At 74.3% G+C, this 17984-nt stretch carries 17 protein-coding genes, 1 tRNA gene and 1 pseudogene; 13 read left to right on the top strand and 6 right to left on the bottom strand.

What is annotated here, in order from left to right; genetic code table 11:
• The first annotated feature begins 77 nt into the window (after window positions 1-77).
• The 5 genes from ABZ881_RS01415 to ABZ881_RS01395 all read left to right on the top strand — a co-directional run bounded on the left by ABZ881_RS01415 (window position 78) and on the right by ABZ881_RS01395 (window position 5583).
• Window positions 78-1472, top strand: a complete 1395-nt coding sequence (locus ABZ881_RS01415) for an MFS transporter (RefSeq protein ID WP_358480856.1) — start codon at window positions 78-80, stop codon at window positions 1470-1472.
• Complete coding sequence (gene kdgD / locus ABZ881_RS01410; RefSeq protein ID WP_358480853.1) at window positions 1472-2383, top strand: 5-dehydro-4-deoxyglucarate dehydratase; 912 nt, start codon at window positions 1472-1474, stop codon at window positions 2381-2383. Before ABZ881_RS01415 ends, kdgD begins: the two co-directional genes overlap by 1 nt.
• A gap of 73 nt (window positions 2384-2456) precedes the next feature.
• Window positions 2457-4085, top strand: coding sequence for an aldehyde dehydrogenase (NADP(+)) (locus ABZ881_RS01405; protein ID WP_358480851.1), 1629 nt, complete (start codon window positions 2457-2459; stop codon window positions 4083-4085).
• Window positions 4082-5437 (top strand): enolase C-terminal domain-like protein, encoded by a 1356-nt coding sequence (locus ABZ881_RS01400; protein ID WP_358480849.1) that lies wholly within the window; start codon window positions 4082-4084, stop codon window positions 5435-5437. The genes ABZ881_RS01405 and ABZ881_RS01400 overlap by 4 nt, the downstream gene beginning before the upstream one ends.
• A gap of 60 nt (window positions 5438-5497) precedes the next feature.
• A tRNA-Ser gene (locus tag ABZ881_RS01395) sits at window positions 5498-5583 on the top strand.
• A gap of 440 nt (window positions 5584-6023) precedes the next feature.
• Here the strand turns inward: ABZ881_RS01395 and ABZ881_RS01390 are convergent.
• Entirely contained in the window at window positions 6024-6458 is a 435-nt protein-coding gene (locus ABZ881_RS01390) for a LysE family translocator (RefSeq protein ID WP_358480847.1), read from the bottom strand.
• A gap of 61 nt (window positions 6459-6519) precedes the next feature.
• Here ABZ881_RS01390 and ABZ881_RS01385 point away from each other — a divergent pair, with 61 nt between their 5' ends.
• Complete coding sequence (locus ABZ881_RS01385) at window positions 6520-7014, top strand: hypothetical protein (RefSeq protein WP_358480846.1); 495 nt, start codon at window positions 6520-6522, stop codon at window positions 7012-7014.
• Here ABZ881_RS01385 and ABZ881_RS01380 read toward each other — a convergent pair.
• Window positions 6968-7387, bottom strand: a complete 420-nt coding sequence (locus ABZ881_RS01380; protein WP_358480843.1) for a cupin domain-containing protein — start codon at window positions 7385-7387, stop codon at window positions 6968-6970. The genes ABZ881_RS01385 and ABZ881_RS01380 overlap by 47 nt on opposite strands.
• Window positions 7380-7853 (bottom strand): DUF6194 family protein, encoded by a 474-nt coding sequence (locus ABZ881_RS01375; RefSeq protein WP_358480841.1) that lies wholly within the window; start codon window positions 7851-7853, stop codon window positions 7380-7382. The genes ABZ881_RS01380 and ABZ881_RS01375 overlap by 8 nt, the downstream gene beginning before the upstream one ends.
• 287 nt (window positions 7854-8140) lie before the next feature.
• On the opposite strand from ABZ881_RS01375, the pseudogene ABZ881_RS01370 reads away from it, so the two are divergent.
• Window positions 8141-8535 (top strand): annotated as a pseudogene (locus ABZ881_RS01370) (DinB family protein).
• Between the two features lie 11 nt (window positions 8536-8546).
• Here ABZ881_RS01370 and ABZ881_RS01365 read toward each other — a convergent pair.
• Window positions 8547-8981 (bottom strand): hypothetical protein, encoded by a 435-nt coding sequence (locus tag ABZ881_RS01365; RefSeq protein WP_358480839.1) that lies wholly within the window; start codon window positions 8979-8981, stop codon window positions 8547-8549.
• A gap of 30 nt (window positions 8982-9011) precedes the next feature.
• On the opposite strand from ABZ881_RS01365, the gene ABZ881_RS01360 reads away from it, so the two are divergent.
• Both ABZ881_RS01360 and ABZ881_RS01355 read left to right on the top strand, forming a co-directional pair.
• Entirely contained in the window at window positions 9012-9362 is a 351-nt protein-coding gene (locus ABZ881_RS01360; RefSeq protein ID WP_358480837.1) for a hypothetical protein, read from the top strand.
• 148 nt (window positions 9363-9510) lie between these two features.
• On the top strand, window positions 9511-9915 hold the full coding sequence (locus ABZ881_RS01355) for a YccF domain-containing protein (protein WP_358481096.1): 405 nt from the start codon (window positions 9511-9513) through the stop codon (window positions 9913-9915).
• Between the two features lie 255 nt (window positions 9916-10170).
• On the opposite strand, the gene ABZ881_RS01350 is transcribed toward ABZ881_RS01355, so the two are convergent.
• Window positions 10171-11424: a M18 family aminopeptidase gene (locus ABZ881_RS01350; protein WP_358480835.1), complete on the bottom strand. Its 1254-nt coding sequence runs from the start codon at window positions 11422-11424 to the stop codon at window positions 10171-10173.
• 31 nt (window positions 11425-11455) lie between these two features.
• Here ABZ881_RS01350 and mftG point away from each other — a divergent pair, with 31 nt between their 5' ends.
• Genes mftG through ABZ881_RS01335 form a run of 3 tightly spaced genes read left to right on the top strand, consistent with a single transcriptional unit; the run spans window position 11456 to window position 15487 of the window.
• Window positions 11456-12940: a mycofactocin system GMC family oxidoreductase MftG gene (gene mftG, locus ABZ881_RS01345; protein ID WP_358480833.1), complete on the top strand. Its 1485-nt coding sequence runs from the start codon at window positions 11456-11458 to the stop codon at window positions 12938-12940.
• Entirely contained in the window at window positions 12937-13437 is a 501-nt protein-coding gene (locus ABZ881_RS01340) for a GNAT family N-acetyltransferase (RefSeq protein ID WP_358480832.1), read from the top strand. The genes mftG and ABZ881_RS01340 overlap by 4 nt, the downstream gene beginning before the upstream one ends.
• Window positions 13438-13447: 10 nt before the next feature.
• A complete protein-coding gene (locus ABZ881_RS01335; RefSeq protein ID WP_358480829.1) occupies window positions 13448-15487 on the top strand; it encodes a M3 family metallopeptidase in 2040 nt (679 codons plus the stop codon).
• A 62-nt stretch (window positions 15488-15549) separates the two neighbouring features.
• Here ABZ881_RS01335 and ABZ881_RS01330 read toward each other — a convergent pair whose 3' ends face one another.
• Entirely contained in the window at window positions 15550-16593 is a 1044-nt protein-coding gene (locus ABZ881_RS01330) for a glycoside hydrolase family 16 protein (protein WP_358480827.1), read from the bottom strand.
• A 668-nt stretch (window positions 16594-17261) separates the two neighbouring features.
• On the opposite strand from ABZ881_RS01330, the gene ABZ881_RS01325 reads away from it, so the two are divergent.
• Window positions 17262-17984 (top strand): response regulator transcription factor, encoded by a 723-nt coding sequence (locus ABZ881_RS01325; RefSeq protein WP_358480826.1) that lies wholly within the window; start codon window positions 17262-17264, stop codon window positions 17982-17984.

The following is a 17984-nucleotide window of genomic DNA, read 5'->3' as shown; positions in this document are numbered from 1 at the left end:
ACACCTCCGCTCCGCAGATCGTCGGCCCCCTGGCCGGTCCGACGCACCGACGACGGTGCCCGTCACGGAGGCCACAGATGTCCTCGAACCCACGACTCGACGATTCCCGGGAACTGCTCGACAGCGCCGTGCGCAAGGTGTTCCGGCGCGTCGTCCCGCTGTTCGTGGTGATGCTGATCTGCAATCAGCTGAACCGCTCGAACATCGGCTACGCCCAGACCTATCTGGAGGCCGACGTCGGCATCGGCGCCGCGGCCTACGGGCTCGGCGCGGGCCTGTTCTTCGTGGCCTACGCGTTGTTCGAGCTGCCCAGCAACATGATGATGGAGCGGTTCGGCCCGAAGGTGTGGCTGACCCGGATCATGGTCAGCTGGGGACTCATCTCCGCGGCCATGATGTTCGTGCAGGGCCCGGTCTCGTTCTACGTCCTGCGCTTCCTGCTCGGCGCGGCCGAGGCCGGCTTCTTCCCGGCGATCATCTTCTTCTTCACCCGCTGGCTGCCGCACAGCCACCGCGGACGGGCCACCGCGATCTTCGTCGCGGGCTCGTCGGTCGCGGCGGCGCTGTCCGGCCCGCTGTCCGGCCCGCTGCTGTCCATGCACGGCCTGCTCGACCTGCACGGATGGCAGTGGCTGTTCCTGCTGGAGGGCCTGCTCTCGGTCGTCGTCGGCCTGTTCGCCTACACCCGGCTCGACAGCCGCATCCCCGACGCCCGCTGGCTCACCGCCGGTGAGCGCACCGCACTCGGCGACACCATCGACCGCGAGGACGCCGAGCGGGCCGCGGGCACCGACCCGGCGACCGTGTCGCGCTGGACGCTGCTCGTCCAGCCCGCCGTGCTCATGTTCTGCCTGATCTACTTCGCGATCCAGCTGTCCATCTACGCGAACACGTTCTGGCTGCCCACGATCGTGCGCCGGATCGAGGGCACCGACGACATCACCGTCGGCCTGCTGTCGTCGCTGCCCTGGATCTGCGCGGTCATCGCGATGTACCTGACCGGCAAGGCCTCCGACCGGCTCGGCCGCAGCCGCCCGCTGCTCGTCGGCTGCCTGCTCGTCGCGGCAGCGGGCACGTTCGCCGCCGCCGTCGTCGCCCCGTGGCTCGCTCTGATCATGCTCTGCATCGCCGCGATGGGCTTCAAGAGCGCGAGCCCGCTGTTCTGGACGATCCCGCAGTCGACCGTGCACCCGATGGCGCTGGCCGCCGTCATCGCCGTCGTCAACTCGCTGGGCAACCTGGGCGGGTTCGTCGCGCCCTACGGGTTCGGCCTGATCAAGGAGGCCACCGGCGAGGTCACCTGGGGGCTCTACGGGCTGGCCGGGTTCTGCCTGCTCGCCGCGCTGCTCGTGGTCATGCTCCACCAGGACCGCACCGTCGGTGACGGACTGTCCGGCACCGACGACGCGGCCACCGCGCCGTCCACCCCCACCGCCGCCACCCCGACCACGACCCGCAAGGAGACCCCCTGATGCCGACACCGACCCCCGTCGAGCTGGCCACCCGGCTCGGCTCGGGCCTGCTGTCCTTCCCGGTCACGCACTTCGGCCCGGACCTCGCCTTCGACGAGATCGCCTACCGGGAGAACATCGTCCGGCTCGGCAAGTACGACGTCGCCGGGCTGTTCGCCGCCGGCGGTACCGGCGAGTTCTTCTCGCTCACCCCGGCCGAGGTGGACGCCGTCGTCCGCGCCGCCGTGGACAGCGCCCCTGCCAGCACGCCGATCCTGGCTCCGGCCGGTCACGGCACCGCACAGGCGATCGCGTTCGCCAGGGCCGCCGAGGCCGCGGGCGCCGACGGCATCCTGCTGTTCCCGCCGTACCTGACCGAGGCGTCCCAGGACGGGCTGGCCGAGCACGTGCGCGCCGTGTGCGCCGCGACCTCGCTCGGCGTCATCGTCTACAGCCGGGCGAACGCCGTCTACGCCCCGCGGACGGTCGCGGCCCTCGCCGCCGACTGCCCGAACCTGATCGGGTTCAAGGACGGCGTCGGTGACCTGGAGGCGATCACCCGCATCCACGCGGCCGTCGGCGACCGGCTGGTCTACATCGGCGGCCTGCCCACCGCGGAGACGTTCGCCCTGCCCTACCTGGAGCTGGGCGTCACCACCTACAGCTCGGCGCTGTTCAACTTCCTGCCCGAGTTCGCGCTCGTGTTCTACGCGGCGGTGCGGGCAGGTGACCGGGACACCGTCCGGCGCCTGCTGTCCGAGGTCGTGCTGCCGCTGACCGCGCTGCGCGACCGCAGGCCCGGCTACGCCGTCAGCATCGTCAAGGCCGGGATGACGGTCACCGGGCACCCCGCGGGCCCGGTCCGCCCGCCGCTGACCGATCTCACCGACGACGAGCTGGCCGAGCTGGGTGCGATCGTCGAGCGGGCGTAGGCGCTCGTCGCCGAGCTCGACCAGGACTGAGCACCCGTCCACGACACCCACACGACCCGGAGGAGCACGACGCGTGTCCGCCCCCACCCTGGCCGGCCCGACCGGCAGCATGATCATCGGATTCGACGCCGTCACCGGGACCGGGCCGCGGCAGACGTCCACCGACCCGCGGACCGGCCAGGCGCTGGAGCCCGGCTACCCGGCGGCATCGGACGAGCAGGTCGAGGCGGCCGTGACGCTCGCCGCCGCGGCGGCCGCTCCCGCGCGGGCGACCACCCCGCAGCAGCGGGCCGGCTTCCTCACCGCCGTGGCCGACCTGCTCGACGAGCGGCGGGACGCGCTGGTCGAGCGCGCGCACGCCGAGACCGCGCTGCCGCTGCCCCGGCTGACCGGCGAGGTCGGCCGCACCAGCGGGCAGCTGCGGCTCTTCGCCGCCGAGCTGCTCGCGGGCACCTGGCAGGACGCCTGCGTCGACCCGGCCCGGCCGGACCGCACCCCGCTGCCGCGCAGCGACATCCGCAGGCGACGGGTGCCGCTCGGCCCGGTGGTGGTGTTCGGGGCGAGCAACTTCCCGTTCGCGTTCTCCACCGCGGGCGGTGACACCGCGTCGGCGCTCGCGGCGGGCTGCCCGGTCGTCGTGAAGGCGCACCCGGCGCACCTCGGTACCGCCGAGCTGGTGGCCACCGCCGTGCGGGACGCCGCCGTGGCGAGCGGCATGCCGGAGGGCGTGTTCTCCCAGCTCGTCGGCACCGGGAACGAGACCGGGACGGCCCTGGTGGCCGATTCCCGGATCCGGGCCGTCGGCTTCACCGGCTCGCGCGCCGGCGGTCTCGCGCTCGCCGCGACCGCCGCCGCCCGCCCGACGCCGATCCCGGTCTACGCGGAGATGTCCAGCATCAACCCGGTGCTGGTGCTGCCCGGGGCGCTGGCCGCCCGCGGCGCCGAGCTGGGCATCGCCTTCGTCGGGTCGCTGACGCTCGGGGCGGGCCAGTTCTGCACCAACCCCGGCCTGGTACTGGCCGTCGACGGGCCAGGGCTGGACGCCTTCCTGGACGCCGCGGCGACCGCGGTCGGCGCCGACGCGGGCGCCGTCATGCTGACCCCCGGCATCGCCCGGCACTACGCAGGGGCCGGTGACGCCGTCGCGGCCCGGCCGGGTGTGCAGGAGCTGGCCCGCGGGGCGTCCCCGGACGCCGCAGCGGCGGGTCGTGCCCGGCTGCTCGTCGTCGACGGCGAGCGCGTCGTCGACGACCCGGCGCTGCAGGCCGAGGCGTTCGGCGCCACCTCGCTCGTGGTGCGCTGCACCGACACCGAGCAGCTGTTCGCGGTTCTCGGGGTGCTGGAGGGGCAGCTCACCGCGACCGTGCACGCCGACGTCGAGCAGGCCGGGGACGTCGAGCTCGCGGCGCGGCTGATGCCGGTGCTGGAGGACCTCGCCGGGCGCATCCTGTTCGGCGGCTGGCCGACCGGCGTCGAGGTGGGGCACGCGATGGTCCACGGTGGACCGTTCCCGGCGACGACCGACGGCCGTTCCACCTCGGTGGGGACGCTGGCCGTCGAGCGGTTCCTGCGTCCGGTCGCCTACCAGGACGTGCCGGAGGCGTTGCTGCCCGCGGTGCTGCGCAACGACAATCCCGAGGGCGCCTGGCGCCGGGTCGACGGCGAGCTCACCCGGGCCGCGATCGAGGAGGGCCTGCGATGAGTCCTGTTCCCACCGTGGTCGGTCTGCGCGTCGTCCCGGTCGCCGGCCGGGACAGCATGCTGCTGAACCTCTCCGGCGCGCACGCCCCGTTCTTCACCCGCAACCTGGTCGTCCTCACCGACTCCGAGGGCCGGACCGGGGTCGGGGAGGTGCCCGGCGGCGAGGCCATCCGGACCACCCTGGCCGACAGCGCCGACCTGATCGTGGGCACCGCGCCGGCCCGGCTGCGCTCCACCCTGCGCGCGGTCTCCGAGCGGTTCGGCGCCCGGGACGCCGGCGGCCGTGGTGCCCAGACGTTCGACCTGCGGGTGACGGTGCACGCGGTGACCGCGCTGGAGTCGGCGTTGCTGGACCTGCTCGGGCAGCACCTGGAGCTGCCGGTCGCGGAGCTGCTCGGGGACGGGCAGGTCCGGGGCACGGTGCCCGCGCTGGGATACCTGTTCTACGTCGGTGACGCCACCGCCACCGGCCTGCCCTACCGGGCCGCCGGTGCGCCGGAGGACGACTGGATGCGGCTGCGCGACGCCGAGGCGCTCACCCCGGAGGCGGTCGTCCGCCTGGCGGAGGCCGCGCAGCGGCGCTACGGCTTCGCCGACTTCAAGCTGAAGGGCGGCGTGCTCCCCGCGGACGAGGAGGCGGCGGCGGTGCGTGCGCTCAAGGAGCGCTTCCCCGACGCCCGGGTCACCCTCGACCCCAACGGGGCCTGGTCGCTGGCCGAGGCCGTGCGGGTCGGGCGGTCGCTGTCCGACGTGCTCACCTACGCCGAGGACCCGTGCGGCGCGGAGGACGGCTTCTCCGGCCGCGAGGTCATGGCCGAGTTCCGCCGGGCGACCGGCCTGCGGACGGCGACCAACATGATCGCCACCGACTGGCGGCAGCTGGGTCACGCCGTCCAGGCGGGCGCGGTCGACATCCCGTTGGCCGACCCGCACTTCTGGACGATGGCGGGCTCCGTGCGCGTCGCCCAGCTGTGCGCGGACTGGGGCCTGACCTGGGGATCGCACTCGAACAACCACTTCGACGTGTCGCTGGCGATGTTCACCCACGTCGCGGCCGCTGCGCCCGGCGAGATCACCGCCATCGACACGCACTGGATCTGGCAGGACGGCCAGGCGCTGACCGCCGACCCGCTGCGCATCGTCGAGGGCGGGATCGCCGTCCCGGACCGCCCGGGCCTGGGCGTCACCCTCGACGAGGACGCCGTCGCCGCCGCGCACGAGCTCTACCTGGCCCACGGGCTGGGGATGCGCGACGACGCCGTCGCGATGCGCACGATCCTGCCCGGCTGGGAGTTCGATCCGAAGCGGCCCTGCCTGGACCGCCCTCGTCGTCCGGTCGGCGTGTCCGGCTGACCGGGCGGGCAGTCCTGCCGGGGCGTGGCGCGACCGGTCCGCCCCGGTACCCTCCCCGACGGAAGCGTGGCAGAGCGGCCGAATGCACTCGCCTTGAAAGCGAGCGTCCGACAGGACCGGGGGTTCGAATCCCCCCGCTTCCGCCACAGGTCAGAGGCATGATCGGCGATCACGACCCGTCCGCCCGGCCGCCGTTGACCTCACCCCTTGACCGCAACCCGCCGGTAACCGTGGTGCTGAGCTGGGACAGCGCGGCGGCCTTCACGTCGAGGTTCCCGTGCGCGTAGACGGGCCGACAGGCCCACGACCGTCGCGAAGGCCAGGACCGTGCCCACCTGGGTGCATACCGCCGAGGTGGATCCTCTCGCTGCCGCAGGTGCCGACTCGGGTGTCGTCGGCAGTGTGGCTGCGCTGGTTCGGCTACGTCGACTTGACCGATCCGATCGATCCGATGTGGGCCCGTGCGTCCGGTGAGCACTTTCTCCAGGTCCCCGACGGCCACCCCGGCGACGGACCGACGGGAGACCGCGGCCAGACCGGCGAGCTGGCGGGCCCGCCAGCCGTCGGGATAGAACGCGTCGTACACCTACCCGGGCACCGCGGCGCGGGTCCGGGGGAACACCGGCTCCCACGCCCGCAGCGACAGATCGAGCACGGCCCGGCGGTGCCCGTCGTCGTACGGGCCGAGCGTTCCGTGCAACGGCAACGGCAACGGCAACGGCACCGGATCGCGCCGGCGCCGGGTGGACCACAGGGTGCTGACGCCGAGCCACACCAGGTACGCCGCGCCCGCGACCTTCACGACGGTGTACGTCTCGGCCGACGCGGCGAGCAGCGCCGACAACCCGATCACCGACGCCGCCGCGTGCACGCACAGCCCGCTGCACGCGCCCAGGCCGGTCCACCACATCGCGCTGCTCCCGCCGCGCGCGCCGTTGCGCAGGCCGAGCGCGGTGTCCGGCCCCGGCACGACGGTCAGCACGATCACGACCAGCACGAACGGCACGAGCTGCGGCGGCACGGTCCCCTCCGGTTGCACTGCCGAACGCAGAGTATGCACCCGTGTGTGCTGGGCTCCCGGTGTGCCCGAACGACTGCTCGTCGACGTCTTCTGCGGCCCCGGACACACAGCCGGCAACCGGCTCGCCGTGATCCTGGACGACCCGTCCGGTCCGGTGGAGCGGCAGCGCCGGGCGGCGGAGCTCGGCTGGGTCTCCGGCCGTCCGGAGTGGGTGACCGGCCGGACCACCCGGCAGCTCGCGTCACCGGCGGAGGTCGATGCGCTCCCGGTCCCGCCGGACGGGACCGGCTTCCTCTACGTCTGGGCCTGGACGGACGAGCCGGCCGGATCGGTGCGGGCGCGGGCGTTCCCGTGGCGCGGCGACGCGATCGTGGAGGACGAGGCCACCGGCGCCGCCGCGCTCCGGCTCACCGCGGAACTCGGCCGGTCGCTGACGGTGCGGCAGGGCGTCGGCTCGGAGATCCGGACGCGGCTGCTGCCGGAGGGCCGGATCGGCGTCGGCGGCCGGGTCAGGCGGGTCCGGCCCGACCCGCAGGATGCTCGGCGAACCAGCTGACGACGCCGGGCATGTGCTGCTCGAAGTCCCCGGGATGGGTCAGGTTGAGCACGCCCGCCCGGGTGTCGCCGCGGTTCTCGAAGTCGTGTGCCACCCCACCGGGCATGACCACGAACGCGCCCCTCGTCGCGTCCACCCACCGGTCGCCGACCAGCACCGACATGGTGCCCTCCAACACGTAGAACACGTCGTCCTCGGGATGGCTGTGCGTGCCCGGCCCGGCGGTGTGCGGTTCCAGCCACCACTCGGAGACCGAGTAGCCACCGCCGGTCTCGGCGCCGTCGGCCTTGAACACAGCCGAGATCCGGCCCATGTCGTAGTGCCGGCCCTCGCCGGGGCCCAGCACCACCGGGGCCCGGTCCGTCTCAGCCATCGCCGTCCTCCTCGCTCGCGCCGGTCGCGTCCGGGACGACGGTAGGCGCGGTCCGCCCGCGCGTCTTGGACGAACGGGAACCCGCGAACCCGTGCGCGGTGACGAGCAGTTCCCGCACCAGCGGCCAGGTGGTGTCCGGGTTGAGCACCGACACCCACCGGGACGACGCGTAGACCGGGTGCGGGAACAGCACGTCGAGCGCGGCCGGGTCGTGCCCGCCCGGTTCACCGAACAGTTCCCGGAAACGCGCCGCGGGCAGTCCGATGTTCAGCCGGAACACCCCCGGCCGGTCCAGATCGGAGAAGGCGTCGTTGACATCGGAGTGGACCAGCGTGGCCCAGCCCTGCCGCGGGCGTCGCTCGTAGTCGAGATCGGGATCGTCAACGGCGAACACGTCGCCGTTCGCCTCGATCAGCCGGGTGCCGGGGAAGGTCGCCAGAAACGCGAGGATCTCGTCGGAACGCATTGCGTCAAGACAGCACGTTTCCAGCGAACGGCGCCCAATTCAAGTGAGTCAGATCACATGAAGTGGAACGACCGCCCAGGACAGCGGCGGCAGCGACACCGACACCTCCTCCCCCTCGGCCCGCACCCCGTCCAGCGGCCGCATCCCGACCGCCTCCGGCGCGAAACCGGTCGACCAGGCCGACCATCCGTTCGCCGTCGCCGCCGCCGAAGAAGTTCCAGTAGGCGAGGGCGAGATCGGGGGCCGGGGCGGTCGAGCATCCGGTGAGCAGCACCCCCATCGGCGGCATGACGACCGATGGACGTGCGGTTCCGCCGATGCAGGCCCGGCGAGCAGGCCACCCTGGACGGCTGGCTCGACTTCTACCGGGCGACTCTCGTCGGGAAGTGCACCGGGCCGGGCGACGACCTGGTGCGTGCGGCGCCGCTTCCGCCGTCGTCGCTGACCCTGCTCGGGCTGGTGCGGCACCTGACCGCGGTCGAGCGCAACTGGTTCCGCATCGTGCTCGCCGGTGAGGAGGTGCCCCCGTCGTTCGATCCCGACCCGGAGACGGGCGGGCTCGCTCGCCGTCCGGCCGGTGTCCGTGCGGTGGGTCATCGTCCACATGATCGGCGAGTACGCGCGGCACTGCGGCCACGCGGACCTGATCCGGGAACAGCTCGACGGCCGCGCCGGGGCGTGAGCCCGGGCCGGTCACCCGAACCCGCGGAACACCCGGTCGGGCTGCAGCTGGGCGTGGTCGGCGTACACGGCGAACTCCACGGCGTGCAGCGACACGTCGTTCTGCACGCTCCACAGCTGCGCCGCGGCGACCCGCAGGGTCCGGCCGGGCTCGTCGCGCAGGTCCGCGGCGACCAGCGGGAAGCCGTGGTCGGTCAGGGTGTGCTCGTCCACCACGAACAGCAGCGGATGCCGCTCGCCGATCCCGTCCTCCAGTGCGAACGCCACCACCCGGTCCACCGGCCAGTCGCCGAACAGGTCCTCGGTGACGACGTCGAACGCGGCCGGCGCCGTGTCCTCGACCGGATCGACCGGCGCGATGATCCCGAGCAGCTCGTTCCACGGTCCCTCGCCGCTGTCGGAGGCCGTCCGGACCAGCGGGCACCGACGCGTCGCGGGGAACTCCACCCGGTCATCCTGCCGTGCCAGGCTGGCGGGGTGAGCAGTGCACCCAGTCTCGACGGCCGCCGGTTCGCGGGGATCAGCAACTCCGCCGACGGCGAGGTCGGGCAGGCGACCGTGTTCAGCTACCACGAGGCGGACGGCCTGGTCTGGGCCGAGTACGCCGGCGGCGCGGTGCGGCTGGGGCGGCTGGTCGGCACCCGGGACGGCGACCTGCTGCGGTTCCGCTACGTGCACGTCGCGGTCGACGGCGAGTCGAGCTCCGGCCGGTGCGAGGCGCGGCTCGAGGTGCTCGCGGACGGGCGGCTGCGGTCGCACGAGGACTGGTGCTGGGAGTCGCGGCCGGGGGCGGGGGCGAGCGTGGTGGAGGAGATCCCGGCCGGCTGAGCCGGCCCGGGCTCCTACGCGGGCGGCCGTTCGCGGGGCGGGGTGCGCGCCGGGCGGCACAGCGCCCGCGGCCGCCCGGCACAATTCGCGCGAACCTCAGGGTGAACCCTGAGTTGGGCCCCTCCGGGCCGGGCATCCTGGAAGCATGCTGCGGCTGATCCTGAACGTCATCTGGCTGGTGCTCTCGGGCTTCTGGCTGTTCCTGGGCTACATGGCCGCCGGCATCGTGGCCTGCGTGCTGATCGTGACGATCCCGTTCGGCATCGCGTCGTTCCGGATCGGCTTCTACGCGCTGTGGCCGTTCGGCCGGGACGTGGTGCGCCGCCCGTCCGCCGGAGTGGCCTCGATGATCGGCAACGTGCTGTGGATCCTGCTGTTCGGCTGGTGGCTGGTGCTGGGGCACATCGGCACCGCGCTGGCGCTCGCGGTGACGATCGTCGGCCTGCCGCTGGCCTGGGCGAACCTGAAGCTGATCCCGGTGTCGCTGTTCCCGATGGGCTCGCAGATCGTCGACACCGACGCCTACGTGCCCGGTTCGCGTATCGCGGCCTGATCCCGCCGCACCGCACCGCACAGCACCTCGCCGCGCCGCGCCGCACCGCACCTCGCCGCGCCGCGCCGCGCCGCCGTGCCCCGCGCCGCGCCGAGATGCAGATCAGCGGGAATTGTTGATCTTTGCGGCCCGCTGATCTGCATCTCGGTGGCGCGAGGGGTGCGACACGGCGCGGTAGGTTCGCCGCGGCGCGCTGCGTGGCGTGGAGCGGCGGTGCGACGCGGTGCGCGACACGGCGCGGGGGCGCGGGGCGGGTCAGTCCGGGTCGGTCAGGAACTCGACGCCGACCTGCTGCAGCAGCTCCGGATCGCGCACCCCGCACAGCTCACGGGCCGAGTGCATGGACAGCACCGGGATCCCGACGTCGACGGTCCGGATCCCCAGCCGGGTCGCCATGATCGGCCCGACGGTCGACCCGCAGGGCACCGTGTTCTTCGAGACGAACACCTGGTTCGGCACGTCGGCGGCCCGGCAGGCGCGCTTCCAGGCGGCCGCGCCGGGGGCGTCGGTGGCGTACCGCTGCACCGCGTTGACCTTCAGCGACGGCCCGTGGTTGGGCAGCGACAGGTGGTCGGTGTCGTGCTTGTCGAGGTGGTTCGGGTGCGCCGCGTGGGTGACGTCCACCGACAGGCAGCGCGACCGGGCGAACACCGTGCGGCGGTCGTCGAACCCGCCGGCCAGCCGGGTCAGCACGGTCTCCAGCAGCGGCCCGGCCGCCCCGGTCGCCGAGTCCGAGCCGATCTCCTCGTGATCGAACCCGACGAACACCGGCACCGTCGCCGGGTCCCGCCGGGCGGCGGTGAGCAGTGCGGAGATCCCGGCGTGGACCGACGCCAGGTTGTCCAGCCGGGGTGCGGCCAGCAGCTCCTCGTCGCGGCCGAGGGTGGCCGGCGGGGTGAGGTCGAAGGTGAACAGGTCGTGCGCGGCGACGTCGGCCGGGTCCATCCCGGCGAGCGCGGCCAGGAACCCGACGAGATCGCCGCCCGCCGGGTCGCCGATCCCCCAGACCGGCAGCAGATGCCGCTGCGGGTCCAGGCCGAGGCCCTGGTTCACGCCGCGGTCGAGATGGATCGCGAGCTGCGGGATGCGCAGCAGCGGCCGGTCCACCAGCACCGGCACGACCCGGCCGTCGTAGAGCGCGAGCCGCCCGGCCAGCCCCAGGTCGCGGTCCAGCCACGAGTTCCACAGCGCGCCGCCGTAGACCTCGACGCCGACCTGCCGCCAGCCCGCCGTCCCGACGTCCGGGTTCGGCTTGACCTTGAACCCCGGCGAGTCGGTGTGCGCGGCGAACACCCGCAGCGGCCGCGGCGCGCCGGCGGGCTGCCACCAGGCCAGGATCGTGCCGTCGCGCACCAGGTACCGGCCGCCGGCGCCGTCGATCCACGGGCCGTCCTCGGGTTGCTCGACGAAGCCCTCGGCGGTCAGCCGGCGGACGGCCTCGGCCACCGCGTGGTACGGCGACGGGCTCGCGGTGAGGAACGCGGAGAGATCACGGGCGGCGTCGGTCACGTGAGGCATCCTGTCAGTGATGATGGCGGCGATGACGGAGACCTTCGACGTGGTGGTGGTCGGCGCCGGGTCAGCGGGCTGCGCGTTGGCCGGGCGGCTCGCCGCGCGCGGGATCCGGACGGCGCTGGTGGAGGCCGGGGCCGTCGTCGTCCCGCCGGAGTCGACACCGATCGCCTCGCTCGCCGCGACCGCGCCCGGGCACGTGCTGAACTGGGCGTACCACGCGACGCTGGCGCACGGCCGGGAGGCGACGGTGCCGCGCGGCCGGGTGCTCGGAGGCTCCGGCGCGATCAACGGCGGCTACTTCGTGCGCGCGGTGCCCGCCGACTTCGCGGACTGGGCCGTCCCGGACTGGTCCTACGACGACGTGCTGCCCTACTACCGGCGGCTGGAGCGCGATCTCGACTTCTGCACCGCCGACGTGCACGGCGACTCCGGGCCGCTGCGGATCTCCCGGCCGGCCGGCCGGCTGCTGGCCCCGGTCACCGAACCGTTCCTGCGGGCCTGCGCCGAGCTGGGCTACCCGGCGGAACCGGACAAGAACTCCGGCGACCCGCCCGGTGCGGGCCCGGTCCCCACGAACGCCGTCGACGGCCGGCGGATCAGCTCGGCGACCGCGTACCTGCCGCCGCCGTGGGGCGAGGCCGAGTGGTGCGACGCGCTGACCGTGCTCGGCGGCCGGGCCGTCGACACCCTGCTGCACTCCGGCGGCCGGGTGCACGGCGTCCGGATCGGCGACGACGAGCTGCTCGCCGGCGAGGTCATCGTCAGTGCCGGCGCGGTGGGCACCCCGGCGCTGCTGCAGCGCTCCGGGATCGGGCCGGAGGACACCCTGCGCGCGGCCGGGGTCCCGGTCCGTCACGAGCTGCCGGGCGTCGGGCGCGGCTGGTCGGACCATCCGGCGGTGTTCCTGCCGCTGCGCAGCGGGCTGCCCGATCCGGACCCGGACGCGGTGGCCGGCCAGGCCGCGCTGAACCTGGACTCGGGCACCGACCCGGCCGGCGACCTGGAGGTCCTGTTGTTCGCTCATCCGTTCGCGCCGGGCGGCCCGGCACACCTGATGTGCGCCGTGCAGCGCCCGGACAGCCGCGGGATGCTCGCGGTCACCTCACCGGACCCGGCGGACCCGCCGCGGCTGGACTTCCGCTACCTGCGCAGCACCTCGGACCGGCACCGGATGCGGGCCGCGGTCCGGATCGGCGCGGAGATCCTGCGGGTGGCCGACTGGGACCGGGCCGGGGCGGACGACGGCGGCCCGGCCGGCTGGGAGCTGGGCAACGACACCCGGCTCGACGAGTGGGTGCAGGGGCGGCTGACCACCTCGGTGCACCTGTCCGGCAGCGCGCGGATGGGCACCGGGCCGGACGCCGTCGTCGGGCCGGACCTGCGGGTGCACGGCCTGGCCGGGCTGCGGGTCGCGGACACCTCGATCCTGCCGTCGGTCCCGAGGCGCGGCCCGGCCGCCACCGCCGTGATGATCGGCGAGCGGGCCGCCGACCTGGTGGTGGCGTCGTGATCCGGCCCGCCGTCCCGGCCGACGCACCGGCACTGCGCGAGATCGAGCGGGCCGCGGGCGAGCCGTTCCGGGAGATCGGGCTGGATGTCGTCGCCGACGACGAGCCGCCGCCGGCGGCGCTGCTGGCGGCCTACGCCACGGCCGGGCGCGCGTTCGTCGCCGAGCACGACGGACGCCCGGCCGGGTACCTGCTCACCGAGCTCGTCGACGGCTGTGCGCACCTGGAGCAGGTGTCGGTGCTGCCCCGGATGCGAGGCTCGCGGATCGGCGAGGCACTCGTCGAGCACCTGGCCGGGTGGGCCCGCGACCGGCGGCTGCCCGCGCTGACCCTCACCACCTACCGGGACGTGCCGTGGAACGGGCCGTACTGGCTGCGGCTCGGGTTCCGCGAGCTGATCGAGCTCGGCCCCGGTCTGCGGGCGGTCCGGGACGCCGAGATCGCCCGCGGCCTGGACGTCTGGCCGCGGCTGGCGATGCGCCGGGACCTGGGCTCGTAGTGTCGCCGGTATGACGACCGCGGAGAACCCGTTCCTCACCCCGAGCGAGCTGTCGTTCGCACTCCCCGACACCACCCGGATCCGCGACGACCACTACCTGCCCGCGTTCGAGGCCGGGATGGCGCAGCAGCGCGCCGAGGTGGCCGCGATCGTCGGCGCCGGGGAGCCGACCTTCGAGAACACGGTGGCCGCGCTGGAGCGTTCCGGCTCCGTGCTGGACCGGGTGTCGGCGCTGTTCTTCACCCGGGTGTCGGCGCATACCTCCCCGGCGATCCAGGAGATCGAGGCCCGGGTCGCGCCGCTGCTCGCCGCGCATGGCGACGCGATCCGGCTCGATCCCGAGCTGTTCGCCCGGATCGACGCGCTGCACGCCCGCCGGGACATCCTCGGTCTCGGCGCCGAGTCGCTGCGGCTGCTGGAGCGCCACCACCGGGACATGGTCCGGGCCGGGGCGCAGCTCGGTGCGACCGAGCAGGCCCGGCTGCGGGAGCTGAACGAGGAGCTGTCCGGGCTGACCACCGCGTTCGGCGCGATGCTGCTGGCCGGGGCGAACGCGGCCGCGGTGCACGTCACCGACCGGTCCCGGCTCGACGGGCTCTCCGACGACGCGATCGCGGCCGCCGCGGCGGCGGCCACCGACCGCGGGTATGACGACGGCTGGCTGCTCACCCTGGTGCTGCCGACCGGCCAGCCCGCCCTCGGGGCACTGACCGACCGGTCGCTGCGCGAGGAGCTGCACCGCGCGTCGGTGTCGCGCGGGCTGGACGGCGAGCACGACACCCGCGCGACGGTGCTGCGGATCGTGCGGGTGCGGGCCGAGCGGGCGCGGCTGCTCGGCTACCCGGACCACGCGTCCTACGTGATCGACGACGCGACCGCGGGCACCGCGCAGGCCGCCCGGGAGATGCTGGAGTCGCTGGTCCCGGGCGCCGTCGCGAACGCCGACCGGGAGCTGGCCGACCTCGCCGGGCTCGCCGGGACCGAGCTCGAGCCGTGGGACCGCGCGTTCCACGCCGAGCGGTTCCGCCGGGAGCGGCTCGCCGTCGACGACGCGGCGCTGCGGCCGTACCTGGAGGCCGAGCGGGTGATCACCGACGGCGTGTTCCGGGCCGCCGGGGAGCTCTACGGCATCCGGTTCGCCGAGCGCACCGACCTGCCCGCCTACCACCCCGACGTCCGGTGGTGGGAGGTCAGCGACGACGCCGGCGCGGTGCTCGGCCTGTTCGGCGCGGACCTGTGGGCGCGGCCGTCGAAGCGCGGTGGTGCCTGGATGAACTCGCTGGTCACGCAGTCGTCGTTGCTCGGGACGACCCCGGTCGTGCTGAACACGCTGAACCTGGTGAAGCCGGCCGCCGGCGAGCCGGCGCTGCTGTCGCTGGACGAGGTCCGGACGCTGTTCCACGAGTTCGGGCACGCCCTGCACGCGCTGTTCTCCGACGTCGAGTACCCGACGTTCGCCGCCACCGCGGTGCCCCGCGACTTCGTCGAGTTCCCCAGCCAGGTCAACGAGATGTGGCTGGAGGACCCGCAGATCCTGGCGTCGTTCGCCCGGCACCACGCGACCGGCGAGCCGCTGCCCGCCGAGCTGCTCGCGGCGGCGCTCGCCGCCCGCGGCTACGGCGAGGGATTCGCCACCACCGAGTACCTGGCGGCGGCGCTGCTCGACCAGGCGTGGCACCGGCTCTCGCCGGAGGAGGCCGACGCGGTCGCCGACGTCGGCGCGTTCGAGCAGCAGGCCCTGGAGGCGGCCGGGATCGCGCACCCGCTGATCCCGCCGCGCTACCGGACGACATACTTCAACCACGTCTTCGGCGGCAGCGGCTATGCGGCTGCCTACTACTCCTACATCTGGGCCGAGGTGCTCGACGCCGACACCGTCGCCTGGTTCGGCGAGCACGGCGGGCTGCGCCGGGAGAACGGCGACCGGTTCCGCCGCGAGGTGCTGTCCCGCGGCGGCTCGGTGGACGCGATGACGGCCTACCGCGCGTTCCGCGGCCGGGACCCGCGGATCGAGCCGCTGCTCACCCGGCTCGGGCTCGCGACCGGCTGACCGCCGGGCACCCCCGCCGTCCGATGGGGAGCGCCGGACGGCGGGGGTGCCCGGGCGGGAGGTCAGGAGTACATGCGCATCCAGGCGACCCGCATCTCGCTCGGTGCGGGCGGGCCACCGCCGCCGGGAAAGTAGTCCAGCTGGATCGCGGCGTGCATCGGGCCCGGCGGCAGCGTCTGCGGGTCCTCGGAGCGGAACCACTCCTCGCCGTTGATGTAGCCGATCACCGCGTTCGGGGTCCACTCGACGGCGTAGTTGTTCCACTGCGTGATGTCGAGCGTGCGGCGCGCGTCGACCTGCGAGTTGTCCGCCCCGTAGTGCAGGAAGAACGACACGTCGTCGCTGGCGCTGGTGGTCTCGGCGAAGTCGATCTCGCCGCCTCGCGGCCACTCGATCTCGCTGGGCCACAGCAGGATCACCGGGTGGTACTGCCGGTCCCCGGCCGGGAACTGGGCGCGCACCTCCCACTTGCCGTACTGCCGCGGGGTGCCCCACGCGATGCCGCCGGTGTTGCCCTGGGAGTCGCCGCGGATCACCAGGTTGCCGTTCTCCACCGACACCGCGTCCGGGGTGCGGCGGCCGTTGCCGTCGTGACCCGCGCTGTCGTAGGCGGACCAGCCGCCGCCGAGGCTCGATCCGGTGAACTCGTCGCCGCCGATCGCCTGCCAGCCGCGGGCCAGCGCCGCCTGCACGCCGTCGCCGGCGACCTGGGGGGAGCTCCCGCCGCCTGCACCGGCGCCGCCCGCGGGGGACTGCTGCCGGTCGCCGCCGCCACCGGTTCGGGCGCGCTCCTCGGCGCGGCGCTCGGCGGCCTCCCGGGCCGCGATCGCCTCGCCTATCCGGTCGGTGGCGCCCAGTGCGGCGTCGCCGAGCGCGGTCCCGCCGCCGGAGCCGATGGCCGGGTTGCTGGCGAGCGTGCTGTCCGAGGCCGACCGGCGCGACGAGTCGTCGAGCAGCGCCGTGCTGAGCGAGGGGTCCTCGGTGCCGGGCTGCAGCAGAGTGAGCACCATCGTCGCGGCCAGGATCGCCGCGGCGCCCACGCCGAGCGGCGCGATCCGGCGGATCCGGGAGCGCCGGGCCGACGCGGCGCGGTCGATCTCGATCACGGTCGAGTTCCCGGAGCGGCTTCCGGCGGGCCGGTCGTCCGGCTCGTGAAGCTCGGCGATGGCCAGCGCGGTCGCTGTGCCCGCCGCGCCTGCCGGGTCGGCCGTGTCTGCCTCGTCCCGTGCGCGGCGGTGCCGGCCGGACGCCGAGACCGGGGCCTCCGCGAGCAGGGTCGTCGCCGGGACGGCCGACGCTGTCGCGGGGTCGGCATGCCGGCCCCGGGGGGAGGGCACAGAGGGGGAGCTGTGCTCTGCGGCGACCCGCTCGATCAGGTCGCGGGGGTCGACCTGATCAGCCGCAGCGGAACTCTTCCGTCGCATGATCGAAGACTCTATGTAGCGTGACCCAGTGTGAACAGCCTCGCTGAGAAGGGTGGTTGCCTCCCCGCGCCGACAGGTAGCGAATCAGCGACGATCTGCAGAATTCGACCAAATCGGCAGGATCTCTGCGCCGAACGGCGTAGTAGCGATCTCAGATTCACTCGTTCGACGCACATCGGCACAGTGCGTCGCACCGTTAGCCGATTGTGACCGGCTACCGGTCGCGGGAGGGTGACACCGATGTGCTCCCCGCCTTCCCGACCCCGACCGTCCGTGCCGTGAAGGACCACGCTCCCCGTGTGGTTCCCGGCCCCGCCCCCGGTGCCCCCGCCGGCCCTGCGTCCGGTCCTGTGTCCGGTGCGGACCCCCGTCCGTACATCCCGGCGCCGCGCGCCCCGTCGCGCCCGCTGACCGTGCTGCTCGCGGTGCCGCCGTCCGCGGGATCGGCCTCGCTCGGCCGCGGCCTGCGCCAGGATCTCGGCGCCGAGGGGCTCGACCTCGCCGTCGCCGCCGACGGCATCGAGCTGCTCGACGCGGTGCGCGCCGGAACCGCCGATCTCGTCGTGCTCGATCTCGAACTGCCCGGCCCCGATCCGACCGTCCTGCTGGGCGCGGTGCAGGCGGAGTCGCCGCCGACGCCGGTGATCGCCGTCGTCCCGCGCGAGCGCCGGGCGGGGGTGCTCGGACTGCTCCGCGGCGACCGGGACGACTTCCTGGTCCGGCCGTTCGTGCCCGACGAGCTCGCCGCGCGGATCCGGCTGCGGCTGCGGGCCGCTGTCGGGCTGCCCGCGCCCACCGTGATCGGCCAGGGCGGAGTGTCGGTCGACGTCGACTCCGGCCAGGTGTTCGCCGACGGCCGCCGAGTCGCGCTCTCGCCCACCGAGTACGCGCTGCTGTTGGCGCTGGCCGAACGGGCCGGCGAGGTCGTCACGCACGACGAGCTCGCCCGCCGGGCCTGGTCCGAGCCCGTGTCGGCGAACCTGGTGCAGGTCTACATCTCCTACCTGCGGCGCAAGATCGGCCCCGAGCGGATCCGCACCGTGCGCGGCACCGGCTACCAGCTGGAGGGGTGA

The organism is Pseudonocardia sp. NPDC046786 (assembly GCF_040645415.1).
GTDB classification, from domain to species: domain Bacteria; phylum Actinomycetota; class Actinomycetes; order Mycobacteriales; family Pseudonocardiaceae; genus Pseudonocardia; species Pseudonocardia kongjuensis.
This window is presented reverse-complemented; position numbering and strand designations above follow the sequence as displayed.

Excerpts from the sequence above, each read along its gene's own strand:
- ABZ881_RS01375 (WP_358480841.1), bottom strand. The coding sequence starts at position 7,853 with ATGCGTTCCGACGAGATCCTCGCGTTTCTGGCGACCTTCCCCGGCACC.
- ABZ881_RS01415 (WP_358480856.1), top strand. The coding sequence starts at position 78 with ATGTCCTCGAACCCACGACTCGACGATTCCCGGGAACTGCTCGACAGC.
- kdgD (WP_358480853.1), top strand. The coding sequence starts at position 1,472 with ATGCCGACACCGACCCCCGTCGAGCTGGCCACCCGGCTCGGCTCGGGC.
- ABZ881_RS01335 (WP_358480829.1), top strand. The coding sequence starts at position 13,448 with ATGACGACCGCGGAGAACCCGTTCCTCACCCCGAGCGAGCTGTCGTTC.
- mftG (WP_358480833.1), top strand. The coding sequence starts at position 11,456 with ATGACGGAGACCTTCGACGTGGTGGTGGTCGGCGCCGGGTCAGCGGGC.
- ABZ881_RS01380 (WP_358480843.1), bottom strand. The coding sequence starts at position 7,387 with ATGGCTGAGACGGACCGGGCCCCGGTGGTGCTGGGCCCCGGCGAGGGC.
- ABZ881_RS01400 (WP_358480849.1), top strand. The coding sequence starts at position 4,082 with ATGAGTCCTGTTCCCACCGTGGTCGGTCTGCGCGTCGTCCCGGTCGCC.